This window comes from Sulfitobacter sp. M05 (genome assembly GCF_029285175.1).
Taxonomy (GTDB): Bacteria; Pseudomonadota; Alphaproteobacteria; order Rhodobacterales; family Rhodobacteraceae; genus Sulfitobacter.
This window is the reverse complement of sequence record NZ_JABEDH010000007.1, coordinates 82744-103551: the sequence shown is the minus strand read 5'-3', so window position 1 is coordinate 103551 and position 20808 is coordinate 82744. Positions and strand designations below refer to the sequence as shown.

Here is a 20808-nt window from a genome sequence, read left to right as displayed (position 1 = left end):
CACGCTTTACCTTCAGTTCTTACGCGTGGGTGCCAAATGATCATGCACGATGATCACGCCCCACATCCCTGCCTCGCGATGGCCGGGGATCAGGCAAGCGAATTCCATGTTGGTGGCATCGGAAAACTGCCAAACAAGCTCTTCTACTTCACCGCTCCTGATTGATACAGAATTTACATACTCATGTTCCATGTCTGGAAATTTCCGCATCCATTGTTGGTGTTTTGCGATTTCGTCGAAGGAGCCCAGCATGAACTCGTGATCAAGCGCTCCAGAATTGATTATGATAAACCGAACGACCGAGCCGCTCGCTATCTGGATCGCATCAGGTTCGAAGAGCATATATCCGCTCTGCGTTTCTTTGATATTCACCTTAATTATTCTATCGACTGGAACTCCGTCGTTTGGTTTTCCCATAGGTTCATGTCCGGGCGTTTCGTAAGGTCGCTCGTGTGGCTGACCCTTCGGTGCGGCCTCAGCATTCCCAGCCCACGTAGGGAGAGCGACAGAAACAAAAGAAATGCATATCAAAGTCAGCAGCTTCATAATTTGCATCGTCCCTTGAAAAACTTGGCATTTCGCCGCGCTCATCTTGTTGACCGCCGCGTGGGTAAACTGGAAGGCTAAGGGGCACTGATCCTATCAATGCCCCTCCATGCTGCTCTATTTTAGCTGCGTGACGGTCAGCTTGCCCTTGACCCGGTCGGCAACGAACTCGATGTCTTGACCTTCCGCCATCTTGGTCATCATTGCTTCGTCGGCGCGGAACACCATAGTCATCGCGGGCATGTCAAGGTTGACCAGAGGGCCGTGGATGATTGTGACCTTGCCAGCCTTTGCGTCGATTTTCTTGATGGTCCCGCTCGTGTATTCCACGTCAGCTTGTGCCATCTGGTCACCGACTGCGACCTCACGGTGCATGCCGGATTCGTAGTGGCCGGGGATCAGGCAAGCCGCTTCGAACGTACCAGAATTCGCGAAAGTCCAGACAACCTCACCCGACGCGCCCGCATCGAGACGGATACGGTTCGGGTCGTCGTGTTCCATGTCCATCTTTGCCATTTCGATCTTGTGCTCGGCATTGCGCTCGACCGTGTCGAGGACGAACTCATGCTCCAACTCACCCTTGTTGGTGATGTTGAAGCGAATGGTTTCGCCCTCCTTGATATCCATCGGCTCACTCTCGATCAGCATCTGGCCCTCATCGTTTTCGAGCAAAGTGACGTCGATTGTGCGGTCCACCTTGGCGGCGTCACCCGGCATGCCGACCATCATTGCGGCCGGCTTGGTCTCCCCATGCCCGCCGTCGTGTGTACCTGCAGCAAACGCCGGTGCTGATAGCGCGATCGCGAAGCTTGTCGTCAAAAGAAGATTTCTCATTTTATTGTCCTGTAGGTTGGTTTGGTTGGAAATGACGAGGGGCCGCTCAGCCCTTCGAGGTTGGTTTCGGTGTGAGAATGGTCCTGGAGCTGTTATTGGAGGCAAATTCGGGTAATTCGCCGGTCCATTCGTAGGCCATCTCGCCCGGAGGATTCTCGTACCAGCCGGGATCGGAGTAATCGTCCGCGTCGATGCCATCCCGCACCTTCACGACCGAAAACATGCCGCCCATTTCAATCGGTCCATACGGCCCCCATCCTGTCATCATCGGAATGGTGTTGTCTGGAAGTGGCATGGACATTTTGGCCATGTCCCCCATTCCAGACATGCCCATAGGCATGTATTCGGGCTGGAATTGCCGGATTTTCTGGGTGAGCGGTTTTTTGTTCACGCCGATGAACGTGGGCACATCATGCCCCATCGCGTTCATTGTGTGATGTGACTTGTGACAGTGGATAGCCCAATCCCCCAGATGTTCTGCCACAAACTCGTAAGCGCGCATCGCGCCTACCGGAATGTCGATGCTAACCTCGGGCCACTGCGCTTCTGGCGGCACCCAGCCCCCGTCCGTGCAGGTGACCTTGAAGTCGTAGCCATGCATGTGGATGGGATGGTTCGTCATCGTCAGGTTACCGACGCGAACGCGCACCTTGTCACCTTTGTTCACGACGAGCGGATCGATGTCGGGGAAGATCCGGCTGTTCCAGGTCCAAAGATTGAAATCCGTCATCGTCATGATGCGGGGTACATAGGTCCCCGGATCGATGTCGAAAGCATTCAGCATGATCAGGAAATCACGATCCACCGGCATGAATGTGGGATCCTTGGGGTGGACCACGAACATGCCCATCATCCCCATCGCCATCTGGGTCATTTCGTCACCATGGGGGTGATACATGAACGTACCTGACTTGATTAAGTCAAACTCATAAATAAATGTCTTTCCCGGTGGGATACTCGGATGGCTCAGCCCTGAAACACCGTCCATGCCAGAAGGAAGAATAAGCCCATGCCAATGGACCGTAGTCCCCTCAGGCAGCTTGTTTGTAACGTATATCCGAACGCGGTCACCTTCCACCGCTTCGATGGTTGGTCCTGTCGATTGACCATTATAACCCCAAAGATGTGCGATCATACCGTCTGCTAGTTCGCGCTCGACCGGTTCCGCAACAAGGTGAAATTCCTTCACGCCGTTGTTCATGCGATGCGGTAGAGTCCATCCATTTAGTGTAACAACCGGATTATAGTCGGGCCCGGAATTGGGACGCGCCGTGATCGCCGTTGCCGCACTGTCCATTTGGGCAGCTTCCGGCAGGCCCATGTTCAAGGTTTGACCCCAGGCTTTCGAAGAAACCAGCGTTGCACCTGCCGCGCCGGCTCCGAGTAATTGACGTCTATTTAGCATGTCAGTTCCTTTCAGTGTCCTGCGCCGCCACCGGCGGCAAGTGTTGCACCCTCTCCGCCAGCACCAGCGCTGCCAGAACCGCCGCCATAGATCGCGGCAGTCAGGTCAGCTTGTGCCATGAAGAATTCGCGTTTCGCGTTTGCAGCCTCCAGCGATGCGCTCAGCTTTTCGCGCACGTCTGTCAGCAGTTCAAAAGTGTTGGTGATCATGCCGTTGTAGGAGAGCAGACCTTCTTCTTCGACGGTCACGCGCAGAGGCACCAGAATGTCACGGTAATGCCGGGCGATCTTGTAGGACGCGTGATATGAATTTTCCGCCCCGCGCGCTTCAGAGCGGACGTTTACGGCACGCTCAGCGAGCACATTTGCTGCCTGAAGATACATCAGCTCGGCTTTGCGCATCCGTGCCTTACCCGTGTCATAGATCGGAATCGCAAACTCCAACTCCACCTGTGGCGTTGTCTCGGTTTCCGTTTTACCATCTTCGGCTTCGCGCTCTGTCTCAAATCCAGCGATGATTTCGAGATCTGTTACAAGTCGGGTCTGGTCAGTAAGGCCAAATGCTGCTGCCTGCGCTTCAAGGCCCAGTTTAGCGACACGCAAATCCACGCGGTTGCGCAGCGCTTTGCCTTCGACGTTCGAAACGCGACCAACAGACCGTGGCAAAGCGGGCAACGCATCTGGCACGTAGTAGTCTACTTCAGTGCCCCAAAGTCCCATGAGCTTGGTCAGGTCTTCTTTGGCGCGGGTCGCGTTCAGCCGCGCCTGTGCCAATTGCCCGGCAAGCTCAGCATTAAAAGCGTGCTCCCGCGCTTGCCCCGCATTGTTGAGAGCACCTGTCTCACCAAGTTTGCGCGCTAGTTCAGAGCCAGCATCAGAGGTGGCTTTGGCACGCTTCAGATAGCTTGCAGCTTCAAATGCGGCGACTGCGTTGATCCAAGCCTGTCGTGTTTGATTGGCGAGAGTGAGCGAGTCGTTGACTGCTGTTAATTGCGCTGCGCGGAAGTTGACGTCTGCCAGCGCCACACGCTGTTTGCGCGTTTTGGCCTCCAAGATATTTGTTGCGATCATACCCTCAATCGCGCGGTAAACACCCAATTCTGCTGCACCAATGCCTAGAATACCAATGGATACAACTGGGTTCTCAGGGGTGGCTTGTTGCCAGGCCTCGGCGGCTGACAGGCCTACATTTGCGTAGGATGCCTGTAATCCTTTGTTGTTGAGCAAGGCGACTTGCACAGCAGTGTCCGCAGAGATCGTCTTGCGATGCACCATCCCATGGACCTGTTTCTTCAGTGCGACATTCTCGGCTTGTGTCTGGGCAAACGCTGTCCGCTTGCCAATTGCAGCAGACGTTTGGTTCGATACGTTGAAGAAGCCTGCCTTAGATTCTGTGTAGGCACCTGGTATGGCCGTAGCGCAGGCACCAAGAACCAACGGAAAACCAAGGATAAGCGGGAGTTTTGAAACACGCATCAGTTGCCCTCCGTCTGTTCTTCGTTGACTGATCGCCAGTCACGCGGGCCAGTTGGGCTGCGGTGTGTGTATCCGGCCAAGGGATCTTGATATCTAATCGGAGAAGCGACTGCTGTGTTTGTAGCTGCCTGTTGGGCTGTGACGATTGGCAAAGGCGTAGGCTCGTAAGCACATGCGCCAAGTGCAAGGGCCGAAGCCCCCAAGATTATTTGAATTTTCATGAATAGTACCTGACTGATGAACTTCGGACTTACGCACAGCCGTGCGTAAAACGAAGGCTCCGCTAAGAGCCGTAGATCAGATCAAGAACTGGGGAGGCCGTAGAAAACCCGATGATTCAATCGAGTTTGTTTGAGCATGAAGCATCAGATATTCTTCATTTGTCGCTTGGTCGACCGAAAATACATCGGTGTCCGTGATCGCAACGGAGATACAAATACCATTGCAACACTCGCTTGATGCCTGTGTCTCATCAGCCGTTTCGGTTGCAGCTACAGGCATGTCATGCAGTGTCATTGCACCGTGAACCTGAATGTCGACTTTATGATCGGAGCTTTCAGTCGCAGCATGTTGACCACCGTGCATACCAGATGCAGCATGTGACGCGGAAGGAGCAGAAAACACCAGCGCAATGGCGAACGACAAACACGTCAGTGCCTTTATCCATGCTGAAATCGTGTTTTTCACTTTCATTCCACACCTTTGGGGCACCCTTTATTCCCTGTCAATCCATCCAGCGCTGGAAGGTTTCCAACTTTTTTGTGAGAGTGGCGTAGAACCGCTGACCTTACTGGCACCACGTTCAAGATGAGAACATCTTACCCAGTATCCAGAAACCCATCACGAACATCATTATGTTTTCTGTAAGCGATATGAACCCCAACGGGACGTTGCTGGCCCCACCTACGCATGCACATTTAAGCTCTCGCTTGTCGATATAGACCGCCTTTATCACCGACACCGCGCCGATGCAGCCTATGAAGATGGCAACCGGAGCCGATATCCACGTCAGCGCCCCTGCGGTCATCAGGATACCCGCGATCGCCTCACCGAATGGATAGACCTTGCCGTAAGGAACCCAGCGTTGCGCCAGCAGATCGTAATTCAAAAACATGGTCGAGAATTGTTCAACGTCCTGAAGTTTTTGGACAGCCAGCAAGCACATCGAAAGTGAGATAAACCATTCAAAAGCGCGCAGGGTAAAGACAGTATCAAAGCTGTACCAAGAAAGCGCAAGCGCCATCAGAAATGCCATCCCAAATATCGCGATGATGGGTTGGTAGGTTGTTTCAGACTCTTCGTCATCGGGCTTGTCCAATCCAAAATGGATGCGCAGTGCGTCATAGCCCCCTACCCGCTCACCATCAATGAAGGTCTGGGGCGTAGTGTCTACGCCATGTTTCTTCATGAACGCGTCAGTCTCGTCACGCGTGGTCAGATGATGATCTTCGACATCGAATCCATGACGCTGCAGCAAATCCTTTGATTTCAAACCGTAAGGACAGGTATGGTCGGTCATAACCATGCGATAGAGCTTTGCGATTTTGTCGGATTGATCCTGTGGCATAGCAGTTTCCTCTATTTTCCGTCGAGTTCCGGCGTTGCAGCAGGGCCGCCTTCCAAGTCCGCGATCAACGCTTTCATCTCTGCGATCTCAAGGCGCTGTGCTTTTATGATGCCATCCGCAAGCTCGCGCACGCGCGGGTCTGAAATATTGGCCCGTTCACTTGTCAAAATCGCTATCGAATGGTGAGGGATCATCGCCCGCATCCACGATGTATCATCCACAGTCGTCTGGCTACGCACAAGGAACACAGACACAGCAAAAACGACGGCACTGCCCACGAATATCGCGATGTTTGCGCGACGGTTGCTATACATACCCAGCATGAAGGCGAGCATGATCATGGCCATTACCGCCCCCATATAGATCGCCATGTAACTGCGCGTTTCGCTAAAGAAAACGTGATCCAGCGCATAGGTGTTCAGGTACATCAAGCCAAACATCACCACTGTCGATGTGATGATCATTGCGAAAAAACGCCAGTAGGACATGCAAAGTCTCCGTAATTTTCATTTGTTATTGTGTTAACCAGATTCCAGCGCTGGAATGTTCCGTTATTGTTTTGAAATATTTTCTAGAGTCTGCAAAATAGGGCAATCTGGACGGTCATCCCCTGCGCATTCCTTCACAAGATGGGTGAGGGTCTTTCGGATATCCTGCAGGTCCGCAATCTTGCTTTCAATTTGTGTCAGATGTTCTTTTGCGATTGCCCGGACATCCGCGCTTGCCCGATCCTTATCGTCCCAGAGTGCCAAGAGATTGCGGCAGTCTTCTATCGTGAACCCCAATGCGCGGGCGCGACTCAAAAAGGCGAGCTTGTGCATGTCGCTGCCGCGAAAACTGCGATACCCGTTGGGATCACGCAATGGGGTCACCAGACCGATATCCTCATAATAGCGGATGGTTTTTGGCGGCAACCCCGCACGCTTGGATACGTCTCCGATATTCATGTTGAGATCCCTATTCTGCGGGTGCTGAAACAAGTTTACGATTTTGGCGGGCGTTTGCGGCGGACTCAGAAAGTTCAGGCGCAACCCAACGCAAGCGGAGTGCATTTGACAGCACGAACACGCTGGACAGGGCCATGGCCCCCGCCGCAAGTGCGGGTGACAGCATCAAGCCAGCGACCGGATAGAAAACGCCGGCCGCAACCGGGATCAGCAATGCGTTATATCCAAAGGCCCAAAACAGGTTTTGGCGAATATTGCGCATGGTCCGTTGGCTGACGTGCAAAGCGTTCACCACACCCTTCAAATCGCCAGACATCAACACGACATCTGCCGATTCTATCGCAACATCAGTTCCCGTGCCGATCGCAATGCCAACATCTGCGCGGGCAAGTGCCGGGGCATCGTTGATGCCGTCACCGACAAAGGCAATCTTGCTCCCACCAGTTTGCAGCCTTTCGATCGCTGCGACTTTGCCCTCTGGCAAAACTTCCGCGACCACCTCGTCGATGCCCAGTTTTGCTGCAATTGCCTGCGCTGTGGCTTCGTTGTCGCCCGTGATCATCGCAACCTTAAGTCCCAGATCGTGCAACGTGCCAATCGCCTCGGCTGTGCTGGCCTTGATCGGGTCGGACACAGCAATGACCGCAGCAAGCTGCCCGTCAATAGCCGCGAAAAGGGGTGTTTTACCCTCCTTCCCAAGGGTTTCGCCAACACTTTTAACAGCGTCCAAATCGATCCCTTCACGGGACATCAACCGATCGGCTCCGACAAAAACTTTGCGGCCCTCAATAACCGCACTGACGCCAAATCCGGTGATTGAGCTAAAATCGTCAATTGATGCGAGTGCCAGACCGTTCTGCTTTGCATGTCGGACAATGGCCGCAGCAATCGGATGCTCCGACATAGCCTCGACAGAGGCGACAAGGCGCAGCACATCGGCCTCCTCGAACCCTTTGGTGATTGTCAGATCCGTTAACTCCGGATGACCCTCGGTCAATGTTCCGGTCTTGTCTAAAGCAACGGTCGTTACATCGCTTAACGTTTGAAGCGCGTCACCGCGCCGAAACAGCACACCCAATTCGGCGGCGCGGCCAGTGCCGACCATGATCGACGTCGGCGTGGCCAAACCCATTGCGCAGGGACAGGCAATGATCAGAACCGCCACTGCCGCCACTAATGCAAAACTGAGCGCGGGGTCGGGCCCGACCAATAACCATGTCAGAAATGTCAGCGCCGCGACGCCCATCACAGCAGGCACAAACCAAAGTGTTATCCGGTTCACGAGGTCTTGGATGGGAAGTTTTGCCCCCTGTGCCTCTTCGACCATGCGAATGATTTGGGCCAGCATGGTATCGCCGCCCACCTTTGTCGCACGAAACATAAGCGCGCCGGAACCGTTGATCGTACCGCCGACAACCTCGGCGTCCGCCAATTTTTCTACCGGGATTGGTTCTCCGGTGATCATGCTTTCATCGACATAAGACGCACCTTTGACGACGACACCATCGACGGCAATCTTTTCACCTGGACGCGCTTGGATAAGGTCACCTACAACGATATCGTCCACGGGCAATTCGACCAATTGCCCGTCCCGCTCCACCTGCGCTGTCTTGGCCCGCAGACCCACCAGTTTGCGGATCGCCTGACCTGTGCGCCCTTTCGCGCGTGCCTCGAGAAAACGACCCAGCAGGATAAGCGTCACAATCACTGCGGCCGCCTCAAAATAGACGACACGCGTGCCATCCGGCAAAAGCGACGGGGCAAAAAGCGCGACTGTGGAAAACCCCCAAGCTGCCGAAGATCCTAGGGCTACAAGCGAATTCATGTCAGGCGCGCCTTTAAAGAGCGCCGGAAAACCCTTGAGATAGAATTGTCGCCCCGGCCAAGCCAGAACAACGGTGGTCAGAACAAATTGTATGCCCCAGTTGACGCCCATCCCCAGTGAATTCATGATCCAGCTGTGAAGAGCCGGGATCAAGTGGCTCCCCATTTCGAGGATAAAGACCGGCAAGGTGAATACTGCAGCAACCAGTGTCATCCGGCGCAGATGGGCCGCTTCTTCCACTTTGCGATCGTTTGTCGCGTCTGTCGCTCCGGGATCGGTGACCAATGTCGCTGGATAGCCCGCAGCGCTCGCAGTTTCGGCAATGTCCGCAGACGATACAGCAGCGCCCAAAACACGCACTGCCGCTTCTTCCTTTGCGAGATTAACCGTAACAGAAACGACGCCAGGAATCGCAGATAGCGAACGCTCGACGCGCCCCACGCACGACGCGCAAGACATGTTTTCGATGCTGAAACGATAGGCCTTCAGTTCTGCAGGATAGCCCGCCGCGTCCAGCGCGGTGATCACGTTTTGAGCATCAAACGTGCCATCGGCGGTTATTGTGGCCGTTTCAGACGCCAGATTTACATGCGCCTGAGAGACGCCCGATACCGCGCTCAATGCTTTTTCCACACGGCCGACACAGGACGCACAACTCATCTCTTTTATGCCGAACGTGAGTGACTTTTCGCTTTCCATAGTGAGACCTCTTGCTCCGGATAACTTTAGAGATAGAGGTTCCAGCAGGTGGAAGGTCAAGGCTTATAAGGTTTGGTTTTGCAATATTCGCCCAATTCACTCGGGGACGAGGACTGCTATCTTTTCAAGAAGGGCGCCGCGCTCGATAACACCGGGGATTATTTCGTCACCCAATACGAACGTCGGCGTTCCAGTTATACCCAAGGCTTCTGCCAAACGCAGAGAGGCAGCAATGTGTTCGTTCACGAGTTCTGATTGCATGTCTGTTTTCAAAACTTCGAGATCAAGACCTACATCGCCTGCAATTTTCATAACGCTTGCTTCAACGGCTTGCCCGTTCAATGCCATCATTGCCTCGTGAAACTGCTGATATTTACCTTGGTTTCTCGCGGCAAGTGACGCGCGCGCCGCAACTTCGGAACCGGGCCCTAGGATCGGGAATTCACGATAAATAATGCGGACATCCTTGCTTGCCTCCAGTACCGCTTTGACCTCTGGTGCAGCGCGGCGACAATACCCGCAGTTATAGTCAAAGAACTCGACAAGTGTGACGCTGCCATCCAAGTTCCCGAAGATCGGGGCATTCTGTTCGAAATCATCGCGCAACTCAGACAGGGCGTCAGTCTGCGCTTCGGCGAGCGCTACATTTTCACGTTCCTGAAGGATTGAAAGCGCTTCGATCAGAATTTCGGGTTTTTCCAAGATCGCTTCAAGTGCGAGACGCTTGATATCTGCTTCATTGAGTTCTTGTGCGGCCACAATAGTAACAGGAAATGCTGCTAATACTGTTGCAAGAACAATTTTCGACAGGCCGCGTCGCGCTAATAACATCTTGAATCCTTCCTAGGATTGGGGGGTATCCGGGGGTGATTGAGTTATCTTCCCCAGAAAATCTTCTGCTGAAAAGCTATCAAAAACACGCTGATCTCGCCAAGGCAGTATTCTAAGTTGCGGGATACAGGATCACACGCGTGTCCAGCGGGACTTTATCATAAAATTGGACAATCTGATCGTTCACCAATCTGGCGCACCCGTTTGAGACTGCACGGCCGATAGTACTTGGGTCATTTGTGCCATGCACACGCAAAAAGGTATCGCCGCGACCCGGTTGAAAGAGGTAGAGGGCGCGCGCACCTAGAGGGTTGCTCAAACCGCCAGGCATTCCATTCCGTAATGGCCCATATTTCTGAGGCTCACGACGCAACATGCCCGGGGTCGGTGTCCAGCTGGGCCATTCCTTCTTTGCCCCAACATAGAATTCGCCTGCCTCATGAAGACCTGGGCGACCGATCCCGACGGTGTACCGAATTGCAGTGTTATCCGGTTGGGTCCAGAACAGGGCAAACTGGCTTGGTACAACATGAATTTCGTAGGGAGCAGCGCCCGCTGGAATGCTTACTAATTGAGGCAAGTACTCCGGCGGCAAATCATACTTTGGAAGCACTACATGAGCTGAAACCGGTTGACTGCCCAAAACGCCGACAGCCCCGGCGGCAAGGAGAAATTTTCTTCGCTTCATGAGGCTATGGCTTTCGGATAGTGGACGTAGAATGAGCCCTGGTACACGAGCTCAGACTTTAACAAGTCATGCGGAATCAAAACAGTTTCACTTGTGTTCCTACTTCGGCCAAAGCGAACAATTCTTTGATATGTTCGTTGTAAAGACCGATGCATCCGTTCGACGATTGGCGGCCAATCTTCCGCGTGTCCCCCGTTCCGTGGACGCGATAATATTGCCATGAAAGGTAGAGCGCATGCGTGCCCAAGGGGTTGTCTGGACCGGGTGGAAAATAATCCGGCCAATCAGGGTTGCGGATTTTCATCGAAGGGGTGGGACGCCAGCTCGGCCCTTCCACTTTCTTGATAACGCTGGTGTATCCCCGTTTTGTCAGTTCTTCAGATTCTGGAACGCTGGATGGATAGAGCTTATAGACGCTTTCATCCTCTGACCAATATTGCACCGCTCGGGAATCGATGTCGCAAAGGATTGCTCCGTTGTTTAGATTGTCGAAGTGATCCCTCCAGTTTGAGGTGCTGAAAGATGAAATATTGCGGCGCACTGGTGGTGAAGCAAGAGGTGCTGTGGTTTGCGCGGTTGCAACGCCTGTTCCTAGGAACACCCCACTTGCGGCCGCACCGAGCAGTGCCCCACGACGTGAAATAGAGGAGTCTTTAACTAGCTTCATGATGAATCCTTCGCTCTTGCCTGTTTTCGTTGGTTTACAACCTTCACCCACTGGAGCTTCAAACAACTTGTAATCACAAAAGCGTGAGGGGAATGATGGGGGGGCGCAGGTCAGCCAATCACATTTGTCTTATGCCCCATTATCTTGGAGGTTACACAAGCACGTCCGTGGCTATAGGATGCAGTGGTCAAAGCTTATAGTGCGATCATTCGCGCTATGATGGCTTGCATAGGTTGATCTGGTCCTAAATGAGCTGTTCAATGATGAAAGAGGGAATGCAGCTTTCGCTCGCGTTTCCAAGGAACACTACGACATCAAAAGGAACGGTAAGAATGAAATTTAGCACGAGTGGTCTTGGTTTTGCGATACTGGCGCTTGGAGGGTGCGCTGATTTTGACGGCCAAGCAGGCACCTCAACCGACGGATTCATCAAAGAATTGCCAGAAGGTGTTCTTGAAATAGCCGCGCCGTTCCAAGATTTGAACGCCGTTCAGATTGAGCCGACAGACGGATGCTTCGTTTATCGTTATGTCGGTCCCGTTGAGACAACCTATTTGCCGTTGAGATCGAAAAGGGGCAACCCAATTTGTACCAGGCCGCAAGGGGTGCCCGCGACTGGTTGATACAGCCGCAGGCATGAATTATCTCGATAATATTAGGTGCAGACCGGCTGCATGCTTAGCTCTGTGCGGTGATTCTATCTTCAGGCGGATACAAGAACGCTGTCGATCCAGTGGATACCTGATCATAAAGCCCATTGATGTGAGCCATAACCATACGCACACATCCTGAACTTGCGCGTCCTCCAATCGATTTTGGACTGGGTGTGCCGTGGATGCGCAAATACGTATCGCGATTGCCAACAAAAAGGTAAAGCGCCCGGGAACCCAGCGGATTGGTAGGCCCTCCATCCACCCCGTCGGCGACAGGACCGTAAACCGACGGTTCCCGCTCGATCATCGCAGGTGTAGGCGTCCACGTTGGCCACTGGGTTTTTCGCCGGATCAAATATGTGCCTGGCTCGTATAGATTGCCCTTAGCAATCGCAACGCCATATCTCATCGCTGTTCCGTCGTTGCGGATATGATAGATATAGCGTGCGACGGCATCGACATGGATGTCACCCGGCGTAAGGCCATCGTTTGCCTGCACGAGCTGAGGAAGAAAACGCGGGTGAAAGCCCCACGGATTGGACGTAGAAGGATCATAGTTTGCAGGCGTTACCTGAGCATCCCAAGCCGCCCACTTCGATCTGTCAGATGTTGGAGCGGCCAGCACTGCTTGAGGGATTGGTGCCGAAAACAATGCGGCGGTTGAAAGGACAAAGTGGCGTCTGGTTAACATAACAATGCAACCTCCTAGTAAATGTGTTTGGAAAACATATGCCAGTGACCTTATGAAATTCCAAGTGAAACCAATCACATGTTCGTGCAAAGGCTATGGTTGCAACGTCCTGTTTCCTGTTTAACGCTCCTTGGAGATGCGCCCAAAGGGTCCGATGTACCACCTGCCCCACTTGCGTTTTTCATTAGAAGAACCTTCTGGTCGCCATCAGATATTCTGCATAGGCGTCACCGTATTTTTCCAACAACCAAGGCTCTTCCGAAAAGGGTGCCAGAGCAAGCGCCACAATGCCTGTGAAGATCACCGGCCAAGACATAATCGAAGCAGATAGGATTCCAATCCCAACAAGGATCGCGATATCTGCCAGATATTGAGGGTTTCGGGAATACCTATAAAGGCCGGTGGTTCGCAGAGATCCTTTTGCTCCGCTCGTCGCCGCGAAGCCAAGATGAAGTACGCCAGCCCACACCACGACATTACCAAAAATGAGCAGGACCAGCCCCAATCCCCACCGCAAGAATGCAGGGACATCCAAAATGCCCCATTCGACAAAGCCTATGAAAATTGCTGAACCGAAGCCGATACAAGTGAGAGTCCAAACCGCGATCCGATGCATCGCTGTCGACTGTTCGGGCGGCCAAACACGCTGTTTTGGTCGGTAAATTGACCATGCCAAACCAAGGATCAATAAACTGTTGGCAAGGCACCCAAGTATTGCTGCAAGCACTGTGAACTCATTCATGGCCATACCGTGTGGCCTCTTCGTGCTTGTCGCATGATCGCTCGAATTCCAGTGTCGAATGAGAAATACCGAAATCCTCTTCCAGGCGGGCTTTGATTTTCTTCTTCAGAGTCTCCACATCGTCCCAGCGTGCGTCCTCGATCACCACATGGGTGTCGAGCGCCGCTTGATGTTCCTGCATTTGCCAGAAATGCGCGTGATGCAGTTCTTCGACGCCGTCGATGTCCTCAATGGCCGTAATCACTGCGTCGGTGTCCATATCCGGTGGACTGCCGAGCATAAGTGTCCGGATAGGTCCGCCGATTTCGGTAAAGGCGAGCCAAAGGATGTATGCAGCGATACCGATGGTGATGGCCGGATCAACCCAACGGATATCGTAGATCAGGATCAATACGCCGCCCACGATTACGGCGACAGAGGCCAGTGCATCACTGAGGTTGTGCAAGAACAACGCACGGATGTTCACGCTACCCTTTTGCATGGAATACGTGAGCATCGCGGTGAGCGTGTCGACCGCTAAAGCGACGCAACCAAGAATTACGACTGTCCAGCCCTCGATTTGCGGTGGATCCGCGAAGCGCATTGCACCCTCGTAGACAAGATACATCCCAATGATAATCAGCGACGTGTAGTTGATCAGCGCTGCAACGATTTCGATCCTGCCATAGCCAAAGGTCATCTTTGCATCTGCCGGGCGGCGGGCGATTTTGCGCGCGCCAAAGGCGATGACGAGTGAGGCCATATCCGAGAAGTTATGTATGGCATCGGCGATCAACGCGAGGCTTCCCGAAAGAATTCCGCCAATGATTTGAGCAACGGTCAGCAGACCGTTCGCCCAAATGGCGACTCCAACGCGACGGTCTCCCGACTGCGGGTCTATTCCGTGATCATGAGGCATCCAGTGCCCTTCTCTCAATATTCAGGACCATCCCATTGCCCCTCCCTTCGAAAACAAACTTAGGCACCTAACAAAAAGGTCGCTGGTCATGGCCAGAAGCCCCTCGGTCGCGAGTAAAATTGCGGAAACAATTGTTAGCGGAACAGCGATGATGACATGAAACATTGGAATTGCAGTTATTACCGACAAATGGACCCAACCAGCGGTCATGGCGATCCAACCCCGCCTTCACGAACAAACTGTACAGAATTGGTTTCAGCCATCGGGATCACTGGAACAACCCCACTGCGTATTCGTCGCACGCGGGCATTCATCCAGTGACGGATCAGATATCGATAAAGCAGCCCACGAAGACCTCCAAAGGATTGTTGATGCTGCGCATAAAAGTCGTCTGGCGTGTCGAACAGACCAAGATCGGCGTTAATGCCGGTTTTTTGGATGAAGGTATCTGTTCCGCTCCATTCGATGGATGGTGAAGAAAGGCGGTCTGTTCCGACCCCATAGGCACACAGACTGTCGTTATCGCGAACAAATCTGTCCTGAAGAGCAGACAAGACCGCGTCGTCCAAAATAAAGCCTTCCAGATTGATCCAACGCCCTCGATGCAAGATTTCCACCCAGCTATGAAGGATGCTCTCAGGCGCAATCGGATAGATGAGTTCTGGTACGATCCCACGCTGCAAGGATTTATGGATTGTGAAGCCGTGCAATCGACAAGGGATGTCGACCGCACGCAACAAAGCCATCAATAGCGTGGCCTTGGTGTTGCATTGACCATATCCGTCACGCAGTACTGATGAGGCTGGCATGTCGTCTGCAGCATTGTAGCCAAAAACGATTTCGTTGCGCACGTAGTCGTAGGCAGCACCAATCCGGTGGAATTCGTCCAAAGACAACCAGCTGCGCTCGCGGATCAGATTTGCGATGGCGTCCCCATCGAAATCGAGTAATGGCGAAACGCCCAGATGGGTCTTGTTGTCTTCATTCTTCATAGCTCTATCCGACGCATTGTTTGCGATATTCGAAAGATAGGAGCTACAGTGCCTAGAGGTTCAAGAACTTTCTTCCATTGTTATCACGCTCCGATTTCATCATGATTTGTTAGACATTCAGAGTGATCTCGCAGCACTTCAAGAACCTTGCATTCGGCAACGCTTTCGCCATCACACTCGGCAACCATCCGTTTCAACTCCTTCTTGAGGGCCTGAAGGCGTTTGATCCGCTGCTCAACCTGGCGAAGTTGTCGCCGCGCGATAGAATCCGCCTCTGCACAGGATTGAGACGGGTTGTCCGACAGGTCCAGAAGTTCGCGGATTGAGTCGAGCGAAAAACCAAGTTGACGCGAGTGTCGAATAAAGGCGAGGCGATCGAGATCTTTTTCATAATATCGCCGTTGCCCACCTGACGTCCGTCCGGCCTCGTTCATCAATCCAATCTGTTCGTAGTAGCGGATTGTTTGAACCTTGGTCCCAGTCTTCCGCGAGAGCGTACCAATTGCCAGCATGTGCATTCCTTTATCTAAAGTCACTGTAGCTTATCAAAGTTCTAACTCCCTTGAAAAGCCAAAGGTTTCACAAAGTCGTGACATGATATCCTACCAAGCATCTTTTTGCTTGAACCTCTATCAGCTGTAGCTTGTATCCCACCCGAGAGGTGACTTGTTTTAAGGGCGAAGCTGGCAATGACAAAAGTGCGGATAATTCTCTGGTCCATAGTAGCGGTGGCGATCGCCATTGTTGGTGGTTTTTGGATATCAGAGCGTGGCCAGCTACCGGTTGCAGCCACTCGCCTGCCTGCAGCGGAGACTGTTTTGGCTGATTTTGAATTGACCGATCACAATGGCATGGTGCAGACCGACGAAGATTTCCGTGGGCGATGGATGCTCGTCTTCTTTGGGTTCACCAACTGTCCGGACGTCTGCCCCATGGGCCTGGCAACAATCGCACAGGTAATGGACGATCTGGGCGCAGAAGGTGAAGCGGTACAGCCCCTTTTCATCACAGTTGACCCGGACCGGGACACGCCCAGTGTTCTGGCCAACTATATCCCACAATTTGGCCCCAGCATCCTCGGGCTAAGCGGCCCGCAGGAACAGACCCAACAAACTGCCAAAGCTTTCAAAGTCTATTATCAGCGCAATGAGGATGAATCTGCACCCGATGGATACACCATGGGCCATACTTCATCTTTTCTTTTGTTCGATCCGCAAGGCGAATTTGTCCGAATATACGAGTACGATTTGGATCCTTCTCAGATCGCCTCTGACCTTCAACAAAGGATTGGATCGTGACAGCGGCTTCCGATCCATCAACGCCAGACAGTCGGTCAGTAACGTTCCTGTTCGCGGCTTGGTTTCTCGCCTTGGCCGCTTCACTTTCCGTTCTGTTCATCGGTGAGGTATTGGGCCAGACCCCGTGTCATCTTTGTTGGTTGCAGCGCGCCTTCATGTTCCCACTCGCCGTCATCCTTGGTATTGCGGCATGGCGTTCCGATCTGTCCATCTGGCGATATGCGGTGCCGCTCGCCGTTATAGGCGGTGCTATCGCGCTCTATCATTGGCTGCTATATGCTGGGGTCTTGCCCGAGCCGATTACGCCCTGCACCGCCTCCGGGCCATCTTGCACGGATGACGCAATGCTGATCCTTGGCCTGCCAATTCCCGCTCTCTCCTTTTTGACCTTCGGGGTAATATCTGCCCTGCTCCTCCAACTTCGACGGATTGCCTCATGACACGCAAAACCCTTGTTCTCGTAACCCTGACCGCTGTACTGGCGCTTTTCGCCATCGGTGCCTGGTTTGTCTCTCGTCCTAACGTGACCCCGACTGCGACAGCCGCTCCTGTTGAGCAGCAAGACCAACTCGTTCGCGCCTACTCGCCTGTTTTGGGCCGCAAAGACGCTCCAGTGACGATTGTGGAATTTTTTGACCCAGCCTGCGAGGCGTGCCGCGCGTTTCACCCGATTGTGAAACAGATACTGGCGGATAATCCCGATGATGTTCGTGTGGTCATGCGCTACACGCCATTCCACGGGGAAGGGTCTGAGCTGGCAATCAAGATCTTGGAAGCAGCAAGATTACAGGATGTCTTCATGCCCGTGCTTGAAGCGCTGCTGGAAAATCAACCGGCTTGGGCATCTCATGGTGCGCCAGCCGCAGAACAGATTATCCAGATCGCGGCGACAGCAGGTTTGGACGTAAATGCCGCCGCGACCCAGATCAAATCCCCAAGTATCGTCGGTATCCTCAATCAGGATCGGGCCGATGTTAAGGCCGTCGGGATCGAGGGCACGCCGACCTTTTTCGTCAACGGAAAGCGATTGACCGACTTCGGTCCAGATCAACTGATCGCGCTTGTACAGGCAGAAGTCCAAGCTACTGCAAACAACTAACATCAGATTGGATAACCCTGACAGTGAGACATATTACAAATACCTTGCGCTGCCTGTCCTTCGGTCTACTGATGGGACTTTCCACAGTTTCTGCAGCGCAAGAAAACGCAGGCGATATCAAGATCGTTGTTGAACAGCCATGGGCGCGTGCCAGCATTGGAACTTCACGCCCCGGTGGCGCGTATCTGGCGCTTCGGAACGAAGGAGATGTACCAGTTTACTTGGTAGGATTGCGGGCCGATATCTCGGCGATGGCTTCCATCCATGAAACCCAGACGAACGACGATGGGATCAGCCGCATGTTGCCTGCAGGTGACATCGAAATCCCAGCTGGAGGAACGCTGGCACTCGAACCGGGTAGCTATCATATCATGTTGATGAAATTGCAGTCGCCACTCGTGGAAGGCGAGACTTTCCCGATGACCCTACTCTTTTCGGATGGGTTGGAGATGGAAGTTGTAGTGCCTGTCCTGCGTATCGGCGCACGCGGCCCCGAAGGCTGACGCCAACATGAAACAGATTGGTAAAATCTTGATTGCCTGCGGCTTGGCGATATTAGCCGTTCTTTTCATCGGATGGTGGCAGGTTGATGGGCCGGGTGCGGTGTCGGTGCCGGGAAAACGTTCCCTACCGCTGACAGAAATGGACTTTGAATTGACCAATCAGACCGGTGAAGCTGTCGGCCCGAAAACGCTCATTGGCCAGCCAAGTCTTGTCTTCTTTGGCTTCACCTATTGTCCGGACGTCTGTCCAACGACGCTTTCGGACATTTCCGCGTGGCTCGACGAGATTGGTCCGGACGCAGAGGCCCTTAACACCATCCTCATTTCCGTGGATCCAGACCGAGATACCGTCGAAGTGATGGCCGAATATGTCTCCTACTTTCATCCACAGATTCAAGGTTGGACCGGTTCAGATGTCCAAGTCGCCTCTGCTGCGGCAGGATTTCGCGCAGTCTATGAAAAGGTGATGCGTGAAGACGGCGACTATACGATGAACCACACAGCAGGGGTTTTCCTGTTCGACGCGACAGGTCGCTTCGTTACAACGATCGATTATCACGAACCGCGCGAATTCGCCGTGCCTAAGATCAGGCGGGCAATGCAAAGCCAAGACGAGAGGCCAGAAACTTGAGATTGAAATATTTCGTGCTGGGAACAGCTGTCAGCGCAGCTGCTATGGCGTCGCTGACCGCCAGAACCATGATGACACCGAACGCGCCAGCTCCGGAAGTGATGGTTCGGGCTGCAGAGCTTTCGCAACCACCAGCAGAACCCTTTTCTTTGGATTTTTCCAATACCTTCGCAACAGAGGTGGTTAACAGTAATGTTACTCTGGCCCCATTGCTTCATTCGTCCGATTTCACTCGGCCTGATGAGCTGATGGCAGTTACACAAGCTCTTGCTATCCCTGTTTGGGAAGCGACGGTAACTGATGGAGATACGCTTGATTCAATCCTAACCCGTGCAGACATGGACGCACCGCTGCGGGCCGAAGTAGCTCTTGCCATTGCCGCAGAATACGACTTGCGCAGATTAAGACCCGGCCATGAGCTGCGCGTCAATTTTCAGCCCAACGGGTCCCCCTCATTCGTCGCTTTAACAGTCGATGAAGGTGTCCAAATCGAAGTCACACTCGATGGTAAGGTCTTTGGTCGCACTAGACCCCCCGTCCTTACGTCTGTCGAGCAAGCAGGTCAGCTTGTCGTCAGCGGATCCATTTATACTTCCTTGGATACAGCCGGCATTCCTGCTCGTTTTGCGGTCGATCTGGCCGAAACTTTAAGTGATACAATCGATTTTAGGCGAGATCTTAAAGGCGGCGAGAAACTCAACATCCAATGGGCACAATCGGTCCTTGCTGACGGGTCGAAAGTTGGGCAACCGAAGCTAACCTACGCAGCCCTTGATTTAGCGAAGGATATGTTTGAAATCGTTTGGTCTGACGAGGATAGCGGCAAGGCTACTATTTACTTGAATGGAGAGGTCCTGCGAAGAATAGCACCACCTGTAGAGGGCGCGCGGCTATCTTCGGTTTTTGGCCGACGCAAACATCCAATTTACGGCAACGTTCGAATGCACACAGGTGTCGATTACGCAGCCGCCAAAGGGACGCCAATTAGCGCGACCGCACCGGGCCGGGTTTCCTTTATTGGGTGGCAGAACGGCTATGGCCAAGTGGTAGAAATATCTCACGGCTCCAACACGATGACCCGGTATGCCCATTTGAGCGCCGTACCCAATGGACTGAAAACCGGAAACCGCGTTCTTGCCGGAGAAGTGATTGGTCAGGTCGGCAAGACAGGTACGGCGACAGCTCCTAACTTGCACTACGAAGTGCATGTAGACGGGCGTCCGATCGACCCGCTTGGAAAGGAACTGATAGCCTCGGTCGAAAATTCTGATACCGCGGGTGCGTCAGCGCTCCTTGTGAAAACACGCGCGCTATTTACAGCGACGCTCAGCGACAAAATATGAACAATCGAGTAGGATAACGCATGTTCCCCAAAATTGAACTGATCTTTGGCGCTGTGCTGCTGGCGACCGTGTCAACGGCCGCCGCTGCCCAGACGGCCATTCAAGTCGCCAAGACGCGCGGCTGCGGCTGCTGCGTGGCATGGATGGACAGACTTTCAGACGCTGGTTTCTTACCGGAGGGCGAAAATATTGGGGGAGCACTGATCCGTTTAAAAATGGATCGGGGTATCCCTGTTGCAATGTTTTCATGCCACACCGCAACAGTCGAGGGCTACACGATAGAAGGGCATGTGCCACCTGCCGACATCACGCGTCTTCTTGAGGAACGCCCGGATGCGATCGGTCTTGCGGTGCCCGGTATGCCAATCGGCTCACCCGGCATGGATTTTGGGGAAACTTCCGACGCCTACGATGTCTTTTTGGTGAAAAAGGACGGTAGCACCGAGATATTCTCTTCCTATCCGGCAAGTTGAA

25 protein-coding genes are annotated in these 20808 nt (G+C 53.3%); 8 read left to right on the top strand and 17 right to left on the bottom strand.

The genetic code is table 11. From position 1 onward, the window contains the following. Nucleotides 1-12 precede the first annotated feature (12 nt). The 12 genes from HKX44_RS18625 to HKX44_RS18570 form a co-directional block, all read right to left on the bottom strand. Nucleotides 13-591, bottom strand: a complete 579-nt coding sequence (locus HKX44_RS18625; protein WP_238937147.1) for a plastocyanin/azurin family copper-binding protein — start codon at nucleotides 589-591, stop codon at nucleotides 13-15. A gap of 72 nt (nucleotides 592-663) precedes the next feature. Further along, a complete protein-coding gene (locus HKX44_RS18620; protein ID WP_203243488.1) occupies nucleotides 664-1380 on the bottom strand; it encodes a copper-binding protein in 717 nt (238 codons plus the stop codon). Nucleotides 1381-1426: 46 nt separating this feature from the next. Next, a complete protein-coding gene (locus HKX44_RS18615; protein ID WP_203243489.1) occupies nucleotides 1427-2785 on the bottom strand; it encodes a copper oxidase in 1359 nt (452 codons plus the stop codon). An 11-nt stretch (nucleotides 2786-2796) separates the two neighbouring features. Beyond that, nucleotides 2797-4260, bottom strand: a complete 1464-nt coding sequence (locus HKX44_RS18610; RefSeq protein WP_276152856.1) for a TolC family protein — start codon at nucleotides 4258-4260, stop codon at nucleotides 2797-2799. 297 nt (nucleotides 4261-4557) lie between these two features. After that, on the bottom strand, nucleotides 4558-4953 hold the full coding sequence (locus HKX44_RS18605) for a hypothetical protein (protein ID WP_203243491.1): 396 nt from the start codon (nucleotides 4951-4953) through the stop codon (nucleotides 4558-4560). Nucleotides 4954-5062: 109 nt separating this feature from the next. Beyond that, complete coding sequence (locus HKX44_RS18600) at nucleotides 5063-5827, bottom strand: glutaredoxin family protein (protein WP_203243492.1); 765 nt, start codon at nucleotides 5825-5827, stop codon at nucleotides 5063-5065. Nucleotides 5828-5838: 11 nt separating this feature from the next. Further along, complete coding sequence (locus HKX44_RS18595) at nucleotides 5839-6315, bottom strand: DUF305 domain-containing protein (protein WP_203243493.1); 477 nt, start codon at nucleotides 6313-6315, stop codon at nucleotides 5839-5841. 63 nt (nucleotides 6316-6378) lie between these two features. After that, the gene (gene cueR / locus HKX44_RS18590) at nucleotides 6379-6774 is read right to left on the bottom strand and encodes a Cu(I)-responsive transcriptional regulator (protein ID WP_203243494.1); all 396 of its coding nucleotides are present in this window, start codon (nucleotides 6772-6774) and stop codon (nucleotides 6379-6381) included. Nucleotides 6775-6784: 10 nt separating this feature from the next. After that, complete coding sequence (locus tag HKX44_RS18585; RefSeq protein ID WP_203243495.1) at nucleotides 6785-9298, bottom strand: heavy metal translocating P-type ATPase; 2514 nt, start codon at nucleotides 9296-9298, stop codon at nucleotides 6785-6787. Nucleotides 9299-9394: 96 nt separating this feature from the next. Then, entirely contained in the window at nucleotides 9395-10129 is a 735-nt protein-coding gene (locus HKX44_RS18580) for a DsbA family protein (protein ID WP_238937148.1), read from the bottom strand. A gap of 112 nt (nucleotides 10130-10241) precedes the next feature. Beyond that, a complete protein-coding gene (locus tag HKX44_RS18575; RefSeq protein ID WP_203243496.1) occupies nucleotides 10242-10817 on the bottom strand; it encodes a L,D-transpeptidase in 576 nt (191 codons plus the stop codon). A gap of 76 nt (nucleotides 10818-10893) precedes the next feature. Continuing rightward, nucleotides 10894-11484, bottom strand: coding sequence for a L,D-transpeptidase (locus HKX44_RS18570; protein WP_203243497.1), 591 nt, complete (start codon nucleotides 11482-11484; stop codon nucleotides 10894-10896). 332 nt (nucleotides 11485-11816) lie between these two features. Between HKX44_RS18570 and HKX44_RS18565 the strand changes: the two genes are divergently transcribed. Next, entirely contained in the window at nucleotides 11817-12107 is a 291-nt protein-coding gene (locus tag HKX44_RS18565; RefSeq protein WP_203243498.1) for a hypothetical protein, read from the top strand. Between the two features lie 55 nt (nucleotides 12108-12162). Here the strand turns inward: HKX44_RS18565 and HKX44_RS18560 are convergent, their stop codons facing one another. The 5 genes from HKX44_RS18560 to HKX44_RS18540 form a co-directional block, all read right to left on the bottom strand. Beyond that, nucleotides 12163-12828, bottom strand: coding sequence for a L,D-transpeptidase (locus HKX44_RS18560; protein WP_276152855.1), 666 nt, complete (start codon nucleotides 12826-12828; stop codon nucleotides 12163-12165). Between the two features lie 184 nt (nucleotides 12829-13012). Then, nucleotides 13013-13570, bottom strand: a complete 558-nt coding sequence (locus HKX44_RS18555; RefSeq protein ID WP_276152854.1) for a methyltransferase — start codon at nucleotides 13568-13570, stop codon at nucleotides 13013-13015. Next, on the bottom strand, nucleotides 13563-14468 hold the full coding sequence (locus HKX44_RS18550) for a cation diffusion facilitator family transporter (protein ID WP_276152853.1): 906 nt from the start codon (nucleotides 14466-14468) through the stop codon (nucleotides 13563-13565). Before HKX44_RS18550 ends, HKX44_RS18555 begins: the two co-directional genes overlap by 8 nt. 206 nt (nucleotides 14469-14674) lie before the next feature. Continuing rightward, entirely contained in the window at nucleotides 14675-15460 is a 786-nt protein-coding gene (locus tag HKX44_RS18545; protein WP_203243502.1) for a transglutaminase family protein, read from the bottom strand. An 83-nt stretch (nucleotides 15461-15543) separates the two neighbouring features. Continuing rightward, a complete protein-coding gene (locus tag HKX44_RS18540; protein WP_188678717.1) occupies nucleotides 15544-15972 on the bottom strand; it encodes a helix-turn-helix domain-containing protein in 429 nt (142 codons plus the stop codon). 177 nt (nucleotides 15973-16149) lie between these two features. Between HKX44_RS18540 and HKX44_RS18535 the strand changes: the two genes are divergently transcribed. The 7 genes from HKX44_RS18535 (at nucleotide 16150) to HKX44_RS18505 (ending at nucleotide 20807) form a co-directional block, all read left to right on the top strand. Beyond that, nucleotides 16150-16758, top strand: coding sequence for an SCO family protein (locus HKX44_RS18535; protein WP_276152852.1), 609 nt, complete (start codon nucleotides 16150-16152; stop codon nucleotides 16756-16758). Then, a complete protein-coding gene (locus HKX44_RS18530; protein WP_276152851.1) occupies nucleotides 16755-17198 on the top strand; it encodes a disulfide bond formation protein B in 444 nt (147 codons plus the stop codon). Before HKX44_RS18535 ends, HKX44_RS18530 begins: the two co-directional genes overlap by 4 nt. After that, nucleotides 17195-17857, top strand: a complete 663-nt coding sequence (locus tag HKX44_RS18525; RefSeq protein WP_276152850.1) for a thioredoxin domain-containing protein — start codon at nucleotides 17195-17197, stop codon at nucleotides 17855-17857. The genes HKX44_RS18530 and HKX44_RS18525 overlap by 4 nt, the downstream gene beginning before the upstream one ends. Nucleotides 17858-17928: 71 nt before the next feature. Further along, entirely contained in the window at nucleotides 17929-18360 is a 432-nt protein-coding gene (locus HKX44_RS18520) for a copper chaperone PCu(A)C (RefSeq protein ID WP_276152849.1), read from the top strand. A gap of 7 nt (nucleotides 18361-18367) precedes the next feature. Next, entirely contained in the window at nucleotides 18368-18991 is a 624-nt protein-coding gene (locus tag HKX44_RS18515; protein ID WP_276152848.1) for an SCO family protein, read from the top strand. Between the two features lie 2 nt (nucleotides 18992-18993). Next, a complete protein-coding gene (locus HKX44_RS18510) occupies nucleotides 18994-20334 on the top strand; it encodes a M23 family metallopeptidase (RefSeq protein ID WP_276152847.1) in 1341 nt (446 codons plus the stop codon). Nucleotides 20335-20354: 20 nt separating this feature from the next. Beyond that, nucleotides 20355-20807, top strand: coding sequence for a DUF411 domain-containing protein (locus tag HKX44_RS18505; protein WP_203243506.1), 453 nt, complete (start codon nucleotides 20355-20357; stop codon nucleotides 20805-20807). The last annotated feature ends 1 nt before the right edge of the window (nucleotide 20808 follow it).

Excerpts from the sequence above, each read along its gene's own strand:
- HKX44_RS18625 (WP_238937147.1), bottom strand. The coding sequence starts at position 591 with ATGAGCGCGGCGAAATGCCAAGTTTTTCAAGGGACGATGCAAATTATG.
- HKX44_RS18620 (WP_203243488.1), bottom strand. The coding sequence starts at position 1,380 with ATGAGAAATCTTCTTTTGACGACAAGCTTCGCGATCGCGCTATCAGCA.
- HKX44_RS18615 (WP_203243489.1), bottom strand. The coding sequence starts at position 2,785 with ATGCTAAATAGACGTCAATTACTCGGAGCCGGCGCGGCAGGTGCAACG.
- HKX44_RS18610 (WP_276152856.1), bottom strand. The coding sequence starts at position 4,260 with ATGCGTGTTTCAAAACTCCCGCTTATCCTTGGTTTTCCGTTGGTTCTT.
- HKX44_RS18605 (WP_203243491.1), bottom strand. The coding sequence starts at position 4,953 with ATGAAAGTGAAAAACACGATTTCAGCATGGATAAAGGCACTGACGTGT.
- HKX44_RS18600 (WP_203243492.1), bottom strand. The coding sequence starts at position 5,827 with ATGCCACAGGATCAATCCGACAAAATCGCAAAGCTCTATCGCATGGTT.
- HKX44_RS18595 (WP_203243493.1), bottom strand. The coding sequence starts at position 6,315 with ATGTCCTACTGGCGTTTTTTCGCAATGATCATCACATCGACAGTGGTG.
- cueR (WP_203243494.1), bottom strand. The coding sequence starts at position 6,774 with ATGAATATCGGAGACGTATCCAAGCGTGCGGGGTTGCCGCCAAAAACC.
- HKX44_RS18585 (WP_203243495.1), bottom strand. The coding sequence starts at position 9,298 with ATGGAAAGCGAAAAGTCACTCACGTTCGGCATAAAAGAGATGAGTTGT.
- HKX44_RS18580 (WP_238937148.1), bottom strand. The coding sequence starts at position 10,129 with ATGTTATTAGCGCGACGCGGCCTGTCGAAAATTGTTCTTGCAACAGTA.
- HKX44_RS18575 (WP_203243496.1), bottom strand. The coding sequence starts at position 10,817 with ATGAAGCGAAGAAAATTTCTCCTTGCCGCCGGGGCTGTCGGCGTTTTG.
- HKX44_RS18570 (WP_203243497.1), bottom strand. The coding sequence starts at position 11,484 with ATGAAGCTAGTTAAAGACTCCTCTATTTCACGTCGTGGGGCACTGCTC.
- HKX44_RS18565 (WP_203243498.1), top strand. The coding sequence starts at position 11,817 with ATGAAATTTAGCACGAGTGGTCTTGGTTTTGCGATACTGGCGCTTGGA.
- HKX44_RS18560 (WP_276152855.1), bottom strand. The coding sequence starts at position 12,828 with ATGTTAACCAGACGCCACTTTGTCCTTTCAACCGCCGCATTGTTTTCG.
- HKX44_RS18555 (WP_276152854.1), bottom strand. The coding sequence starts at position 13,570 with ATGAATGAGTTCACAGTGCTTGCAGCAATACTTGGGTGCCTTGCCAAC.
- HKX44_RS18550 (WP_276152853.1), bottom strand. The coding sequence starts at position 14,468 with ATGCCTCATGATCACGGAATAGACCCGCAGTCGGGAGACCGTCGCGTT.
- HKX44_RS18545 (WP_203243502.1), bottom strand. The coding sequence starts at position 15,460 with ATGAAGAATGAAGACAACAAGACCCATCTGGGCGTTTCGCCATTACTC.
- HKX44_RS18540 (WP_188678717.1), bottom strand. The coding sequence starts at position 15,972 with ATGCTGGCAATTGGTACGCTCTCGCGGAAGACTGGGACCAAGGTTCAA.
- HKX44_RS18535 (WP_276152852.1), top strand. The coding sequence starts at position 16,150 with ATGACAAAAGTGCGGATAATTCTCTGGTCCATAGTAGCGGTGGCGATC.
- HKX44_RS18525 (WP_276152850.1), top strand. The coding sequence starts at position 17,195 with ATGACACGCAAAACCCTTGTTCTCGTAACCCTGACCGCTGTACTGGCG.
- HKX44_RS18520 (WP_276152849.1), top strand. The coding sequence starts at position 17,929 with ATGGGACTTTCCACAGTTTCTGCAGCGCAAGAAAACGCAGGCGATATC.
- HKX44_RS18515 (WP_276152848.1), top strand. The coding sequence starts at position 18,368 with ATGAAACAGATTGGTAAAATCTTGATTGCCTGCGGCTTGGCGATATTA.
- HKX44_RS18505 (WP_203243506.1), top strand. The coding sequence starts at position 20,355 with ATGTTCCCCAAAATTGAACTGATCTTTGGCGCTGTGCTGCTGGCGACC.